The sequence below is a fragment of the Novipirellula herctigrandis genome (genome assembly GCA_007859835.1).
In the GTDB taxonomy this organism is placed as follows: domain Bacteria; phylum Planctomycetota; class Planctomycetia; order Pirellulales; family Pirellulaceae; genus Novipirellula_A; species Novipirellula_A herctigrandis.
In genome coordinates this window covers 4,473,762-4,490,752 of the sequence record SJPJ01000001.1, presented here as the reverse complement: position 1 = coordinate 4,490,752, position 16,991 = coordinate 4,473,762, and the positions used below count along the sequence as shown (strand labels likewise).

Annotated in this window: 10 protein-coding genes; 5 read left to right on the top strand and 5 right to left on the bottom strand. The window is 52.8% G+C overall.

Features of this window, described 5'->3' with window-relative positions; translation table 11 throughout:
* The first annotated feature begins 66 nt into the window (after positions 1-66).
* Complete coding sequence (locus CA13_RS16630; RefSeq protein WP_146398465.1) at positions 67-1,764, top strand: cation:proton antiporter domain-containing protein; 1,698 nt, start codon at positions 67-69, stop codon at positions 1,762-1,764.
* Positions 1,765-1,833: 69 nt separating this feature from the next.
* On the opposite strand, the gene CA13_RS16625 is transcribed toward CA13_RS16630, so the two are convergent.
* The 4 genes from CA13_RS16625 to CA13_RS16610 form a co-directional block, all read right to left on the bottom strand.
* A complete protein-coding gene (locus CA13_RS16625; protein WP_419194459.1) occupies positions 1,834-3,816 on the bottom strand; it encodes a c-type cytochrome domain-containing protein in 1,983 nt (660 codons plus the stop codon).
* Between the two features lie 35 nt (positions 3,817-3,851).
* Positions 3,852-6,338, bottom strand: a complete 2,487-nt coding sequence (locus CA13_RS16620; RefSeq protein WP_146398461.1) for a DUF1549 and DUF1553 domain-containing protein — start codon at positions 6,336-6,338, stop codon at positions 3,852-3,854.
* Positions 6,335-8,779: a PPC domain-containing protein gene (locus CA13_RS16615; RefSeq protein WP_146398459.1), complete on the bottom strand. Its 2,445-nt coding sequence runs from the start codon at positions 8,777-8,779 to the stop codon at positions 6,335-6,337. Before CA13_RS16615 ends, CA13_RS16620 begins: the two co-directional genes overlap by 4 nt.
* A gap of 84 nt (positions 8,780-8,863) precedes the next feature.
* The gene (locus CA13_RS16610; protein WP_146398457.1) at positions 8,864-10,165 is read right to left on the bottom strand and encodes a DUF1501 domain-containing protein; all 1,302 of its coding nucleotides are present in this window, start codon (positions 10,163-10,165) and stop codon (positions 8,864-8,866) included.
* Positions 10,166-10,690: 525 nt separating this feature from the next.
* Between CA13_RS16610 and CA13_RS16605 the strand changes: the two genes are divergently transcribed.
* Positions 10,691-11,662 carry a S26 family signal peptidase gene (locus CA13_RS16605; RefSeq protein ID WP_419194458.1) on the top strand — a complete coding sequence of 324 codons (972 nt, stop codon included), beginning with the start codon at positions 10,691-10,693 and terminating at the stop codon, positions 11,660-11,662.
* Between the two features lie 255 nt (positions 11,663-11,917).
* Positions 11,918-13,039, top strand: a complete 1,122-nt coding sequence (locus CA13_RS16600) for a 6-phosphofructokinase (protein WP_146398453.1) — start codon at positions 11,918-11,920, stop codon at positions 13,037-13,039.
* Positions 13,040-13,147: 108 nt separating this feature from the next.
* On the opposite strand, the gene CA13_RS16595 is transcribed toward CA13_RS16600, so the two are convergent.
* Positions 13,148-14,689, bottom strand: coding sequence for a YifB family Mg chelatase-like AAA ATPase (locus CA13_RS16595; protein ID WP_146398451.1), 1,542 nt, complete (start codon positions 14,687-14,689; stop codon positions 13,148-13,150).
* Between the two features lie 228 nt (positions 14,690-14,917).
* Here CA13_RS16595 and CA13_RS16590 point away from each other — a divergent pair, with 228 nt between their 5' ends.
* Both CA13_RS16590 and CA13_RS16585 read left to right on the top strand, forming a co-directional pair.
* Positions 14,918-15,937 (top strand): PP2C family protein-serine/threonine phosphatase, encoded by a 1,020-nt coding sequence (locus tag CA13_RS16590; RefSeq protein ID WP_419194457.1) that lies wholly within the window; start codon positions 14,918-14,920, stop codon positions 15,935-15,937.
* Positions 15,938-15,969: 32 nt separating this feature from the next.
* Entirely contained in the window at positions 15,970-16,920 is a 951-nt protein-coding gene (locus CA13_RS16585) for a DMT family transporter (protein ID WP_146398447.1), read from the top strand.
* Positions 16,921-16,991: the final 71 nt, after the last annotated feature.

The window sequence follows — 16,991 nt, the reverse complement described above, 5'->3', positions numbered from 1 at the left end:
GCCGTCGCGAAGCATCCGACCGACGGCCATTGGGAGACATCCATGGATTCCTCGAAGGTGTAATCGATGGATGATTTCCATTTACATATCGCCAGCACACTCGGCCTGCTGTTAGGCGCATGCCTAGCCGCAGGCGTCTTTGCTGACCTGCTGCATCTACCCAAGGTGACGGCTTTCTTATTGGTCGGCTTGGTCGTTGGCCCAAGCATGCTCGATTTGATCCCGATGGATCATGTCGACGGTTTTGAACCGGTGCTTGAATTTGCGATGGCAGTGGTGTTGTTTAATCTCGGTTGCGAATTCACGTTCAAAAAAGTTCGCCGAATCGCCGGGCACTGCCTAACCATTTCTGCTGTCGAAATCCTCGTCACCTGCGCCCTTGTGACCATCGGATTAAGAGTCTTCGGTTGCTCGGGCGGCACGGCGATTTTGCTCGGATGTCTTGCGGTGGCAACCGCCCCGGCCACAACGGTTTTGGTGCTCAAAGAGTTTCGTTCCGAAGGCCCGGTAACCGAGAGCACCGGTTTTCTCGTCGCGATGAATAACTTTGCCTGCATCATTATGTTTGAATTCGCATTCTTGGCGATTCATTTGATCCAAGGCAAATTGGATGTTTCGCTCGGCAGTCAGGTCGGCGTCCTGCTGACCGACATTGCGGGCTCGGTCATGCTTGGGTTGGCTGGTGGTTTGATTGTCAGTTATGGTTGCGGCTTACTGCGGATGACGCGCTGGTTGGTCCTTCTGGTCGCCACCACCACGTTCTTGCTTGGCGTTTGTGAATCGTTTGACATTCCCTACATGATCACGTTTTTGGTCATGGGAGTCACGGTAGCAAACACATCCGAAATGAAAGGCAAGATTGTTGATGAGTTGGACCACCTTTCAGGCCTTCTCGCCGTTGTTTTTTTTGCTGTGCATGGAACACAACTTGACATCAGAGCCTTCTTAGCTGCCGGCATGATTGGCGCGGTTTACATTCTGCTGCGAATGTCAGGAAAGTGGGTGGGTGTCTACGCCGCCGCCCGTGCTACCCGTCAACCGCTCGAAGTGCGACATTGGCTCGGCAGTTGTCTTTTCGCCCAAGCCGGTGCCGCAATCGCACTTTCATCGATCGCGGTATCGCGTGACCCCGAGCTTGGCAAACCGATCCAAGACATCATCCTCGGATCTGTGGTATTGTTTGAAATCATCGGCCCACTCTTCATCCGCCAATCGCTCTTGCGAACCGGCGAAGTTCCGCTAGCTCAAGCGATCCATCACACACACCGAACACCATCGGAACAAGTCCGCGAATTGGCCGATCGATTCCGCCTCGGACTCGGACGTCATCACTCGCCAAGCGAAAACAAGTCGGAGCGTGGACGCAAGGTGAAAGTCAGCGATTTGTTACGCAAGACAAAAGGAATTCATCAATCGGCCGATTTCGAAGCAGTCATTTCTCACATTGAACATAGTAACGACAATACCTATCCTGTCGTTGATGATAAGATGCGAGTAGTGGGTGTGATTCGCTATCCGCTACTAAGCAATGTGATGTTCGACGACAGCGTGACGCAATTAGTCCGAGCCGAAGACTTGGTTAGCGAAACCGATTCAGTACTTTTTCCCGATGATTTGGCGGCGCGAGCGTTTGAGTTATTTGAAGCCGAGACCGACGATTGCATTCCCGTGGTTACCCGAGGGGAACCAAATGAATTGCAAGGGGTCGTTCGTCGCAGCGACGTGATGCACGCACTCATCACGCGCCGCCGAAAAACGAAGTAAATCACCGTTAGCCGTCCGGCTATCATTGCGAGACTCGTGAATCTCTGGCACTCGAACTTGGAACCAAACTCAGTTCACGTCCTGGATCGCTTCGGACAACTGACTTCGTTTGGCTTGCCAAGAACGGAGACGTGCAGCGATAGGTTCGTACGCTTGTTTGGCCTGGTTGGCGGCGTTTTGAGCTTTGGTTAATGCCTCGGCCAGAGCTGGAAGCCCTTCGGCAAGTTTCGAAGCTTCCGCCAACTTGGCTTCGGACAATTGGGCGTTCGTCTTGATAGCCGCTTCCGAAGCGATTCGTTCTCGACGCAGGTTTGCTAATTGATTTAGCTCGTCGGCGAGCAATTGCTCCGATGTAGCGACGACTTCGGCATTTGTTGCCCCTTCCTTCGCCTTGAATCGAGCCGCGATGACCGCGTCATGCTTGTCTCGCGACGAATCGGTTAACGTGCTTAGCTGGGTGTCAAGCTCCGCGATCCGTTTCTTCGCGGATTCGCCAGCGACGGTTGCTTTGTCTGATTCCGCTTTTGCCGCAGCAATTTTCGCGTTTAATTCGTCAATCGGTTTTTGGGCTGCCTCAACCGCATTCGTTGCGGCATCCATCGCTAACTTCACAGGTTCAAGTTCGGCTTGAACCTGTGCGATACGAGCGTCCGTGTCCTTGATTCGTTGTTCCACCGATGGCGGGTTCGCTGGGAGCGGTTGCCGCGTCGCTGGATTGTCGGTGAGAGCACACAGGACTTGCCCCGTCCAATCGCCATAGACCACTCGCTTGCCGTCGTAACTGATCGCTGCTTCGAGTACGACTTCAGCATTCGGTTCAAAATCGCGAATATGGTTGCCGCTTGGATCCCATAACTTCACCCGATTGTCTTTCCCTGCTGTAATCAATCGTCCGTCATGGTCGAATGTGACATCCGTAACGCCGCCGCCATGGGCATTAAACGACTTGATGACGTTACCTTGGTTGATATCCCAAATTTTGACCGTGCCATCATCACTCGCACTTGCAAACACATTCGAATCGTCTCGCCACGCCACCGCGTTGATCGAATCTTTGTGTTCGTTCAGGTCCATATAGAGTCGGCCGGTGTCGGCTTCCCATAAACAAAGTCCCGCTGATCGATCACCTGATGCAATCAGCACCCCATCGGGGCTGTAGGCGACTGCGTAGATCCAATCGGTATGTTTCTTTAAATCGAAAACCAATTCGCCATTGGTTGCATCGTAAACCCGCAGCATCTTTTGCGGTCCACCCAACGCAACTCGCGTCATCGAAGCATTGATGTCAGCATCAAAAACGACATCAAGTTCATCGCCGACAGTGGCCACTCGCTCTCCCGTCTTGACGTCAAAGATCGCTACGATTCCCTGTAACGCATGCGTCCCTCCGCCAGCGATTAAAAAGCTTCCATCGCGACTAAATCGCAATGATTGGGCGATCCCTTCCTCAAACGGTAACACACCAAGCAGTTCCGCCGTATCCGTGTTGTACAACGAGATTTGATTTTGGCCAGCGATTGCCACCAGTGGCGCCCACGAACTTGTTCCGATCGCGGTGATCGCAGACGCACGCTCCGTAACGACCGGGACCCGTTGAGAAATCGACTCAGGCATCGCCGCCGGACCCTCGGGTTTACCACCGGTACTAGCAACAAATGCCAATGCGTTCTTCTTTTTCTCCTTCGCCTTGGAACCTGAGTTTTCAAGCACGCCACCTTCGATCCACTGCTGCACTAACGCCAATTGTTCCGCAGGAATTTTGTCTTGATTGGGGGGCATGATCGGCGTGTCGTCATGGTTGACCAACTGCCACAGACGGCTCCCCGACACATCGCCATCGTCGTAGACAATCTCGCCACTTCCTCCACCTTCGATCAATGCCAAATAAGAATCGAGAGCAAGCCCTCCCTTTTTCTCGCCCTGGTTATGACAACTAAAGCAGTGTTGGCGAAAGACAGGCTTGATGTGTTCCTCATAGGTGATCTTCGCTTCTTTATCTTGGCCAAAGCCAATAACAGACAAGCCAATGAAGAGAACACAAGAAACAAACATGCGATTTAGAAACGGTCGGATCATGGTAGCAAACGTCAATGGTTGAATGCGAATTCGCGGCTATTGAGTACCGCCCAAAAGATATCTGTTAGTGCTGGCAAGGGATCACCTTGATCTGGGACCGAACCGATAAGTTCCTGCTTCTCATCGGAAGTCGGTTGCCTTGACATGCATCGGACGTAAATCCGATCAATGACTTGTTCTTTACTAAGTTTTTCGTCTCGTACCCATCTCTGAAGAACCTTGCCTTGGTTGATTTTGTTACTGACTGAATTGCCGTTCAATAGATGCAATGCTTGGGACAAGGACGGCGCCGTGGATGCTTCGCATTCACAAACGGTTGCTCTTGGCGAGCGTCCGAAAGCATCAAGGAAGTAGTTCGACGTTGCCCCGTCGGCAATCTGAACCGCGGTAGCCCCCAACGGCAATCCGCGAAACTTGTCAGCGGAGTCGGTCACTTGGCACAGACAATCGAGCAAGTTCTCGGCAGGAATCCGACGGACAACGGCATAAGCATAGTTGCGGGTATCATGAACATTCGACTCATTCGGTTGACTCGATCGTTGATAGGCCTCGCTATTACAAATATCACGAACTAAGGAGCGAAGATCGAATTTATACTCGACCAATTTTTTGCCCAATACATCGAAAAGTTCAGGATTACTCGGCGGGTTACTGACACGAATGTCGTCAACTTGGTCAACGATTCCGACTCCCATAAAGTGAGCCCAAACTCGATTCGCCACTGAGGGCGCAAAGAACTCGTTATCGGGACTCGTTAACCAATTAGCGACGACTTCCCGGCGATCTTTCCCTTTTGTATTGGGTGCTTCCCCGCCAAGGAATTTTGGCGGGAGTGGTTTTCCGCTCAGTGGATGCTTTACTTCGCCACTAAATCGATTAAAGACAATCTTTTCCCGGTAATCTTCAGCTTGTTTGCGGCCAACTTGGGAAAAAAACGAAGCAAATCCGTAGTAATCATTTTGGGTCCAGCGGTCGAACGGATGATTATGACACTGCGCACACTGCGTGCGAATGCCCATGAAAACCTGTGCCACGTTTTCAGCGGTCTTCAATGTGTCCGGTTCGATTTCGTAAAAATTAGTGGCCGGCGACGCGAACGTCCCGCCCGTGCTGGTCAACAATTCGCGGACCATTTGGTCAATCGGAACGTTGCGTGCGAACTTATCCGTCAACCAATTCGCATACAAGAACGCCGATTTATAGCTCACCTGATTCGTACTTTTAATCATCAAGAGTTGGGCGAATTTCATCGCCCAAATTTCGCTGAACTCTTTTCGCTCGAGCAATTGATTAATAACCGCGGCACGCTTATCCGCAGCAGTATCCGCAATGAACTTGGCGTACTCATCTTCGGTTGGCAGAAGTCCAGTAATGTCGATCGTCACTCGTCTCAAGAACTCTTTGTCCGAACACCGACCGCTAGGCAGTATCCGCAGCTGCTGTAATTTCTTGCCGACAAGAGTATCGATCGTATCGCCCTCGATCGGTGGGGCAGAATATTCTAAATCATTTGGCAAAGCCAACACTTGGCTTCCGACCGTATGCGTATCAAACCGAGCCATCACGAAGGCCTCGCCGCGACGCCCCGCCGTGACGACCCCAATATCGTCGATCGCTGCGGTACCCGAGTTATTCGAATTGAATGCGGCAAGACGCGTCACATCGCGAGTCGTCCCGTCACTGTAAGTCGCCACTGCAACGAATCGTTGTTTTGCCCCTTCGCCCTCAATCACCGCTTGCGGCGGAAAGATTGCGAGCGACGCAACCGTGGGCGGACGTGCATCCGCGGCATCACCGTTGCCGCCCTTTTGAAGCCATTCCAATATGGTCGCGTAGTAATCCGAAGCGGGATTAAACAGTTTTCCACCTGTGTGCGGGACCGCTCCGATTGCCTTTTTCAGAAACAGACTCTCTTCGGGAATGGCCAAGTTAATGCGGCGAAAACCGATCTCGCGAGTCACGCGAAAGTAATCTCCATCGGGATCAAAACCGAACAAACTCAATCGAAACCCATCTTTCCCTCGTGCCGCCCCATGGCACGAACCCGTATTACAGCCCGACCGAGTGAGCACGGGCATGACGTCTTTTGTGAAACTAACATCCGGCCGCAATGTTGCACCGGAGACTACGATTGGAATCCGGACTTCGGAACCCGCGTATTTGGCTACCAATTCGGTTTGCCCATCCGCAACAGGAAACAGCACAAAGCCCTCGCGACGAGCCTTCGAAGGGTCCGCGATCGACCAATCGATTCGCTCGCTAGCGTCTTCGGTGATGCCATCGTCGCGTCGAAGCACAGCAACGAAGGACTGGAAATCACGCGCCGAGCCAAGCTTGATCTCTTCCGGATACACCACGATGTCAGGTTTCGCAGTAGCGTCACGGATCGATGTCAACGACTCCGGACCCTCCGCCAGTGCGAGCAAGCAAGGCACGGAGAATACGCTTACCATCGCCGCTACAACAAAGCAAAGTGACTTATGCAAATGTGTGTTCATCTTTGTTCCTTCTTCATTTGTCGAAGTTGCTCAATCCGCGTCAACGGTTTGGCTTGCACAGGCTTCTTTTCGACAGGCTTCGGAGCCTCTTTGACTTTGGGGGCTTCTTCGACCTTAGGGGGAAGCGGCTTATCGACCCGAAGTTCACCGGTACCAACCGTTTGAACAATCACTTCGTCGCCCACTTTCACCCTCGCTTGGCATACCAAGGTTTTGTGGTTACCAGGCTTTGCATCCGCAGCAACGACAATGGGGAAAGTAAGCGACGTGGTCTCTTTCGTGACTTGTTGAACGGCGGCGGGACTTGTCACGCCGTTCGGAATTCCGACTAACTGCACTTCGGCTTTGCCAGGCAAATCACCGAGCACTTCAACATCCACCGCAACAACCGCTTCGGTTCCCAATTCCGCCGTAGCACGAGGAAACTGGAACTTAAAAAGCTGGCTTTGGATGTCCAACATAATCGGAGGCGTCGCCATTTCAGCGGGGCCATTTTTCGTCGAATACTTTGCGATCATGATCAATGGCCATGAACCGATTGCGGCACCACCGTTTGCCGTAATCGGAATTTCGACTTCCGTTTTACCTTTGGCGATTGTGCGACTGTTGTTGATCCCGATGCCCGGCGGATTGTAAAGCGTCTTGAAAGAGACAGCCTCATCGAAGCCATCCTTCTTGTTGATCCTTACGACCAAACTCTTGCTTCCATTTCGAACAATCGCCGTTTTTGGTTGAACAAATTCAATGGAAAAGGGAGCCGCATCCGTAACTGCAACGGCGGCTCGATCGGTCGTGTAGCCCCACATGACGCGGCGATTTTGCCCAGCGACCAACTTGTGCGTCTGGCCAAGCTCACCGATGACGCCTGGATTCTTTTCGTTACCAACGGCGGCGATTTCAAACAACGAAGCGGAATGCGTGGCGTCCGAAGTGGCGGTCAACAGAATCGGGATTTCAGGCCGCCCAGCCGGAATCGGGTAGGTTGTGGGTGTCACCTTATCAGGAAGTCCAGCCAATTCCATATTGATCTCACCATTGTATCCGCGCCGCGCCGCAGTGACCATCATCGCCATTTGACCACCAATTGGGACCGAGACGACTTGTGCTTCATCACGTCGAAGCTCCTTAAGCGATAAATCAAACTCGGGATTCGATTTGGTCACTTCGATTCGATATTGATGACTTGGGCCTCCGCCTCGCAAATGATCAAAAATACGAACAGTGTGCATTCCGTCGGTGGCAACGTTTAGTTCAAGAAACGGATCCATTTTCCCAGCAATATCATCAGAATAAAGAACCCCCTTATTGTTTGGATCAAAGACGTTGACAACGGCATCGAGCGGCGAGCGGAGCACATCTCGCGAGAAAACCGCTATCCGGTACTTCTCGCCCTTTTTGCATTCGAACCCGAAACAATCGAAATCATTTGCTTGATCAACCGTCCCGCAAAAGGCTGCGGGGACAGTGAACACATTCGGTTTTCGGGAATCGTTGTTCGGTTCTTGCTCGACCATCACGGGGAGCGAATTCACGCGAATCCAATTTGGCGATGGCGAGATACCGTGTTCGTTTTCTGTGACAACAGGCCATCTTTCCTCTGGTTTACTGGGCAAGAGAACCGCTGCGTCCGAAGAATCGCCATCGAGTGCGATGAGTTTTGCGTTGAGCGTTGAACCAGGAAGTCCACCGCCGGGAATCGCTGCAACCGGTCGCGGAAACGTGCCGACGTGCAGGCGATAGCCGCAAACCGAACTACCGCCGAAGGAACTGTCTCGGACCAACACCGTGTAGGTACCCGCTTCGGTAGCGGTGAAAGAACAAACGCCGTCTTGGCCGAGCAATGCGGAATCGTCACTTGAGGCGACTTCAAAACGACGTTCATCCAAGATGGCAATGTAAGGATCGAGAATGTTTCGGTTGTTGAGCGAATAGGCAAGCCGAATCCCTTCGATCTCGGCGTTGAGTGTTTGGCCTGCAGCAAGTTTCACTTGAAAGTGATCGACATCTTCGCGATCAATGACTCCTTCAACGGTTCGATTCAATTCGATCGGCTGTGACTTGTTGAAATCGCTATTCGGTTCCGTTTCGTTGACGATTGGCATCGTTCCGACGCCCAACAGTCTTAGATTCGCGATTCCCCCCTTAGTCACCAACCGAATCGGGTACAAACCAGGTGCAAGCGTGGCATCCGCCTTCAATTTCACTTCGACCTTTTGGTTATCGATCGGCTTGACTTCGATGATCGTAATACCGGACAAATCCGTCAGGACTTGGTGGGCATCACCAACACGCTTTCCTACCAGCGTGATCGTCGACTCTTCCCCGCGAACGACCCCAAGCGGGCTCAGTCGTTCGACAATCGGAAACGTCGCAAACGCGTTGGAAGAAGCAAAGCAAATCGCAACCAGGAAGATCGCTGTGTGCCGGAAGCTTGGTTTCATAGTCGTGGCAGTTGGTTTGGATTGGGGACGAAATGCAACCGTGCAAAACAGATCAGCTTCCAATGCAGCCTCATACCGATGGGCTTAGACCATCAGCGGTTCGATCAACTTTCCACCATCGACGATTTCGATAGGGCGATCTCCGGGAGCCATCAATTCTTTGTCGGCAACAATACCGAGTAATCGATACATCGTGGTAGCGAGGTCGGCGGGGGAAACCGCGTTCTCTTCGGGTTCGGACGACGTCGAATCAGATGCTCCATGAATCATGCCTCCTTTAATGCCACCACCAGCAAGCATCACGCTAAAGACTTTCGGCCAATGGTCCCGACCGGCATCCGCGTTGATCTTGGGCGTTCGACCGAACTCGCTCGTCAACATCACCAATGTTTCATCGAGCAGACCTCGCTCGGACAAATCATCGAGGAGTGTGGAAAGAGCAACATCGAGCGCGGGCATTTGTCCGCGAATGCTCGCAGTAATATCGGTGTGCATGTCCCAGCTTCCGTATGTCAACGTAACCAGCCGAGAGCCGGCTTCCACCAAACGCCGAGCCATCAACATCCGTTGTCCAGCCTGGTTACGGCCGTAACGGTCTCGCATTTTGGCGTCCTCTTTGGAAATGTCGAACGCCTCCTTCGCAGCAGGCGTGTCGAGCAAATCGTAGGCGCGCTGGTAGAACGTGTTCATCGCTTGGACATTGTCTGCCGCCGACGTCGAAACGAAATGACGATTGACAATTTCCAACGCATTCTTGCGCTGCACGAATCGCTCTTGGTCCACTCCGCCGGCTAAGTCCAAGTCGCGAACCTTAAAATCATCGCGCGTCGGGTCTGCCCCCAACGAGAACGCTCCGAAACTACTCGGCAAATATCCGGTACCGGCGAATTCGTTGGGGACGTTGGGGATGCAAATGTACGGAGGCAAATTGTTGCGAGGGCCATATTCATGACTGACCACCGAACCAAAACTGGGGTACCGCAGTGCGGGACTCGGCTTATAGCCGGTAAACATATTGTGAACACCACGTTCGTGCGCCGCTTCGCCGTGCGACATCGACCGAATGATACTAAACTTATCCGCTCGCTTCGCTAGCTGGGGAACCGTCTCGCAGAACTCCTCGCCGGTGTTCGTCTTGATCGTTCTCAGTTCACCGCGGTATTCCAGTGGACTGTAAGGTTTCGGGTCAAACGATTCTTGTTGAGCGAGACCCCCAGGCAAGAAAATATGGATGACACTTTTTGCCTTGGCTTCGACAAAGTCGTACTGCTTCTGCTCAGCAACGGCTTGCCGCATGAGCAATTCGGGCAACGTCAGTCCAAGGCCCCCGAGGGTGCCCGCAGCGAGAAAGCCGCGACGACTCAGTGGGTTTCCGTAACAACGCATGGTGGAGATTCTCCGAAATGAGAAAGCGGTAACTTGATTTTTGCGGAAATAATGAGACCGAGGGAAGTGTTTCATCCCATCGACTTTTGAAACGGAACCTGCAACAGTGCTGCAAGCCATGGCTGCGAAGCCGAAAAGGAATTCCGTAGTCGATTGTGAGGCAGGTTTGATCGGGCGGGCAAAATCGGCGAGGGCGAATTTTTCAAGTGGACATTACTAAATCGCCTTTAACTGTGACATTTTACCGCAGACAAAAAGGGCCGTCAAATGCTAAAAAGGGCACAAACGACCACATGCCGAGCGTTTCGAGCTGTTTTTTGCAGTAATTCAGCCGCTCTGTCACTATTCAGGATTACGCGAGTTTCGAGCTCAATTCGCGCAATGGTCACGTTCGGCGCCATCATAATCGCGTTGACGGCTATCATTTTTGGATGTTCCAAAGACTTCCAAACCGATTGCCCGCCTCCAACCTTTCGCGTTTCAGGCCATTCAATGGCCCCCACCTTCGTAGGTGCACATCTTGAAATGAACTGCACTGAATGTGGTGTCACGTTGCCGCTGCCCACTGAGTTCAGACGTCACGAAGTGCCTTGTTGGCATTGTGGAAAGCCTCATCCACGCAGCCTTGTCCAGGGCGAGGCAGTCACAGTGGAAGGTGATTTAATCAAAATTGTGCCCACGCCGACCGAGCTGCAGCTTGGAGACATCATTGCCGCCAACATCGACGAGCAGCCTCGTGTTAAACGGATTCTCGGCACGCCAGGCGACACAATCTCAATCGAATCTTTGCGACTGCTGGTCAATACACAGCGACTCGAAGACATCCTCGCGGCTGCCCCCAACAAATCAGTAGCAACGCTCCCCGTCGACTACGATTCACATCGCAAACAATCGCGATGGCAACCACAACTGTCGCGTTCGGGATGGACCCGTAGCGAAGGCAAATGGAGGTTCACCCCCCCGAGTGCCTCCAACGCAAACGATTGGCTGATCTATCATCACCAAGCGGTTTACGACCAAATGCGTGCTGCCGCTGTCATGGACGATGTTCCAATCAATGTAGACGAATCCCGGCGAATGGCATTTGTCGACCGAATGGCAATCGGCATCACGTCGAACGCCCATTCACATGCCACCGTCGAAGTCGCATTTTTCATCGACGGTGAAACCCGTACGACCAACCCAGTTATCATCGGCGAATCAACGATCATCCGTTGCGACCAAGCAAGCGTGAGTCACGGCAATGCAGCACTCGAACTGGCGGACGTAGCCCCCATGGCGGTTCGCGTTACGAGCGGCATTGCATCCTTCGATGAATTGAACCTATTTCGGTCCGTCGAGTACCGTTTACGCAAATACGATGACCAAAGCGTCTTTCCCATCACCCTAGGCCCAACCGAATACTATATCGTCGGCGACAATGTGCCGGCCTCTGTCGATAGTCGAAACTATGGACCGATTGCGGATAGCCAAATCCTGGGCATCATCGAACCATGATGGCTGCGAATCCGAAGGCGACCAAGACGCCCTAAATGATCAATCGTTGTCCTGTCGTTTTGTCTCGCATGCCCGCTAACTAGCCCCGTCGGCAAGTTCACGGTCATTTCTATATCGATTCGAAACGTTTCCATCTCCAGATTGAAAGTATGAAGTTACTCTACGTGATAGGGAACGCGGTTTCCGTTTCGCTAATGTACCAGTAGACTGGGGGCGCTGAGGCATTCTTTTTTTCGACTAGAGGAACCGTGATAGATGAAATCGATTGGAATCCTAACGAGCGGTGGTGATTGTCCTGGGCTTAACGCGGCCATTCGTGGAGTGGGCAAAGCGGCGATTGACGAGTTTGGCATATCGGTCCTTGGGTTTCGCGACGGGTTTCGTGGCCTTACACAAGACCGAGTCTTGCGTGTCGGTGGCGAACAACTGGCTGGGATTCTGACCGATGGCGGAACGATTCTAGGAACCAGTCGAGACAAACCGCATAAGATGCCTATCGGCGATCGAACCGAGGACATGACTCAAGCCGCCGTCGACACTTACAAGAAGCATGCACTAGATGCAGTAGTTTGCATTGGAGGTGGTGGAACGCAGAAAAATGCTAGGCGAATGGCCGACGCGGGATTGAATGTGATCACGCTTCCGAAAACCATCGACAATGACATTTTCGGAACCGATACTTCGTTCGGTTTTGACACGGCGTTACAAATTGTGACCGAAGCGATCGATCGACTGCATTCAACGGCGACAAGTCATCACCGGATCATTGTGGTCGAAACAATGGGCCATCGAGCCGGATGGCTTGCCCTAGGTGCGGGTATTGCGGGAGGTGCGGATGCGATTTTGATTCCTGAGATTCCCTATTCAGTCGAAGCGGTCGCAGCCGCGATCCGCGAACGAGCTCGTCGCGGACGACGATTTAGCATTGTAGCGGTTGCCGAAGGTGCAATGACGGACAAGGAATCGAAGACCATCGAACGTTTGGCGCAGCAAAATAAAGAAGCGGATTCGAAAAAGGAGCGCAAGGAAGCTTCAGCAAAGCTGGCGGAATTCCACGAGAATCACGTGGGCCACACACTCAAACTGACGAAACAACTCGAGGAGCTGACCGGCATCGAGTCGCGTCTAACAATTCTCGGGCATTTGCAGCGCGGCGGTACTCCATCGGCAGCGGATCGAATTTTGGCGACGCGTCTTGGAACCGCGTGTGCCGAATTGCTACACAACGGAATTTTTGGCGTGATGGTGGCCGCGCGCGGCGACGGCAGTGAAGCGATCCCGCTGAAGGATGTCGCAGGCAAGAAGAAACTTGTCACACTCGACCACCCTTGGGTCCGAACCGCAGAGTTGACCGGAGTTTGTCTAGGGAAGCCCTAACAACGAATTCCGCCAAGCGAAAGATCGGTAGTTAACAAACAGTTGACGAGCAAACGACTGCGGGACAATCGTTGAGGCAATCGCGTTGCGTTGGCCTAAAGAGCTTGCTTACGTCCAAAGATCGCGATCTAGACTGCGATAACCGATTGCTTCAGCAAGATGCTCTTGATCGATCGAATCGTCACCAGCAACGTCGGCGATCGTTCGAGCGACTCGCAAGATTTTGTCGTGGGCGCGTGCCGACAGGCCCATTTCTTCGACACTGTGCCGAAGCATGTGTTGGCACGATTTGTTTAGCTCGCAAAATTTGCGGACTTGGCGACTACTCATTTGAGCGTTGTACTGAACATCACCATTTCCGAAGCGAGCAAGCTGGGCTTCGCGTGCTTTGACAACATCGTCACGCATCTGCTGGCTCGTCGTTCCCCCAGTGCTGTTGCTGGAAAGCTCTTCAAACGGAACCGCAGGGACTTCGATATGAATGTCGATTCGATCCATCAACGGACCCGAAATACGTGACATGTATTTTTCAACCGCAGTTGGCAGACAATTGCAACTGCGTCGCGGATCGCTTCGATACCCACAGGGGCAGGGATTTGCAGCAGCGACAAGCATAAAGTCACATGGAAACGTCGTGCTGCGAAGTGCTCGCGAAATGGTTACGACACCGTCTTCGAGCGGTTGCCGCATCACTTCGAGAGTCTTACGGTTGAACTCAGGCAATTCATCCAAGAACAAGATCCCGTTATGAGCTTTGCTGATCTCACCTGGCGACGGCGGGCTTCCACCACCAACCAATCCGGCGTCAGAGATCGTATGGTGCGGGCTGCGGAACGGGCGACATGCCAATAGTGGTTGTCCAGACGGCAATTGCCCCAACGCACTGTAAATCCGTGTGGTCGCGATTGATTCAGATGCTGTCAGCGATGGCAGAATCGTTGGCACTCGTTTTGCTAACATCGTTTTTCCACTGCCGGGCGGCCCGATCATAATCAGGTTGTGATTTCCGCCGGCGGCAAGGGCCATCGCACGTTTAGCTGACTCCTGCCCGCGGACGTCGCCAAAGTCGAGATCATAGACACTGAATTCCTTGAACAACCTCTCGACACAACTGGGAACAGGATCAAGTTCAACTTCGTCTGCAAAAAAAGCCACCGCTTGAGCAAGGCTTTGCACCGGAATCACTTCAATGCCTTCAACGACCGCCGCTTCGCTGGCGTTGGCAGCAGGGACGACGATGCCGCGTAGGTCTGGATTCTTGGACGCTTCAATCGCCAGCGACAAGACTCCTTTGATTGGACGGGTCAAGCCTTCAAGGGCGAGCTCGCCGACAACCGCATACTTTTCCAAGCGATCAAGCGTCAATTGACCACTGCCGGCCAAAACGCCCAGAGCGACTGGCAAGTCAAACGAAGCAGCTTGCTTGGGTAAATCGCCGGGGGCAAGATTGATCACAATTCGATCATGGGGACGAACAAAACCGCTGTTGACGATGGCACGTTCAACCCGATGTGTGCTCTCTTTGACAGCCGCATCAGGTAATCCAACCAAAATGGTTTTCGGCATCGCAGCTGGCGAAATATCGACTTCAACGTCGACCGGCATTGCTTCGATACCGAGGAGAGTGAATGTTTTTAGTCGAGCCAGCATGTCTCTCGTCACCTTTTCCCATAGCGTTTTCTATCGACAATCGTGACAATATGTTCATCCCAGGTCAACCTATCGTTTCGGATTCCCCCGGTCGGGGTGCATAGGGAATGCCGATGCCGTTATATTCATGAGTGCCCGGCCATCACTTTTTCACCGCGTCGCCAGTACGGTTCTCTGCATATGGACACTCCCAACGATAGCTCTCCCTCCACATGCAACGATCCCGGCATGGTGATCGTGACTAGCGGTCAGAGCGACATCGGCCAAGTTCGTGACGTCAATCAAGATCGATTTTTGATCGCAGAGTTACGGGGTGCCGTAAAAGTATCCTCGACCAACCTAGCAATGAAGCCAAGCAATACTTTCTATGGTAACTCGATCGGGGAAGCGTTGTTTGTTGCCGATGGGATGGGGGGTCATGCAGCGGGAGAGCGGGCGAGCCAACTCGCCGTCGAGTTTTTGGCAGAGCATCTTATCGAAGCGGTCCAGCCCAGTTTTGCGAACGAAGTGAAAAGCCTCAATGACGCGAGTTCCGGAAATGGGCATCCACGCGAGTCCACGTTTATCAATAGGCTTGTCTGGTTGATGCGTCTGGCTCACGCCAAGATTCTACGTGAATCGGAGACGAAGTTGGAGCACCGCGGGATGGGAACGACATTCACAATGGCGTACATCGAGTTGCCTCGCATGATCGTGCTGCATGCTGGCGACAGTCGCTGTTATTTAATTCGAGACGGAGAGGCCAAACCAATCACGACCGATCACACGTTGGCACACAAAATGGTGGAGTCAGGAGAACTCGCCCCTGAGGACGAAGCCAAAAGTCGATGGAGCAATGTGCTGTGGAACGTGCTCGGTGGTCAAATCGAAGGCGAGTTGGTTACTCAGGTCGAAACCGTCGACCTTTGCGATGGCGATGCCGTGGTTCTTTGCAGCGACGGATTACATCGATACATTGACGATGCAATGTTAGCAATGACTGTTGCTGAAGGAGACGATCCGGCATCGATTTGCGAAGAATTGGTGCGATTGGCAAACGAAGCCGGTGGCGATGACAACATTACCGTCACCGTTTCACTCATTCGACAAAGTCGCAAAAGCACTGGGCAAACGACATTGGTCGAAGATGGGACGATCGACGATACAGCGACCGGACATGGCGAGTTTGATTCGTTCATCTTAGAAGAGGGTTTCCTCGGTTCACTTGGCGAGATGGACACGACAATGGACGATACGATTTCGGAGTAATTGATCTCCCAAAAGCACGTTCAAAGGCCAAGATGAAAGTAACTCGCCCGCCCGTTGGGATGATTGCGGCCGTCGTTTGCGGCGTGACTGCAGCGGTGCTCTACACATGCTCGAACATCGCGCTACGGGAAAACGTCGGACTCGATCCGTTTCTTGTCGCAGCGATGAAAGCGTTGCCGACGATCGTCGTGCTCGGTCCTTTCGTTCTTTTCATGCGACTGACAGGACAAACGATTGCAACGAACTTGGCGATGATTCCTCGCTTTGCCATAACAGCGTTGCTTGCCCAAGTAGTTGGCAATGGTGCATTCCAATTCGCTCTTGGTTCCATCGGTTTGGCTGCTACGGTGCCAGTGACATTGGGCATGTTGATTATCGGAGGTGCCTTGTTAGGGCGATTGATTTTGAATGAACCGGTGAGTGTGCGGACGATGATTGCGATCGTGGCACTGATCGCTGCGGTCATCGTGCTGTCATTACCGAATGCGACCGAAACGCCGATGCAATCGACGACGGCCCTTCCAGTGTGGGGCGGAGTACTATGCGCGGCCGCATCGGGTTTTTCGTACGCTCTTTTCGGGGTCGTGCTGCGGAAAACGCTTAACGCTGGCGTCTCGGCGCCGGCCGCGATGCTGGTCAGTGGTATCGTGGGGGCGATCTCACTTTGGTCAACCACTTTCTATCGAATCGATCTTTCCTCGCTTGGTGAAATCACGAATCACCAGTGGTTGTTTCTAGTGCTCGGCGGTGCTTTTAACCTCAGTGCTTTTGTGGCGCTTTCAACGGCGTTAAAGGCATTGCCGGTCGTTTCGGTCAATTTAATCAATGCCTCCCAAGTCGCGATGGCTGCAGTGGCGGGCGTGATACTTTTTTCTGAGCCGATTACGAAGCCGTTGCTGCTGGGGATTTCACTGACCTTCACGGGTTTGCTGGTTTTGGCGTGTGGACGCAAACCGCGAACTCATCGCGATCCCACTTCGTAATCGATCTCATCGCGACCTAGGCTTCATCACCCTATTCCATTGCGGTTGTGGTACAACATATCGGTGCAAAT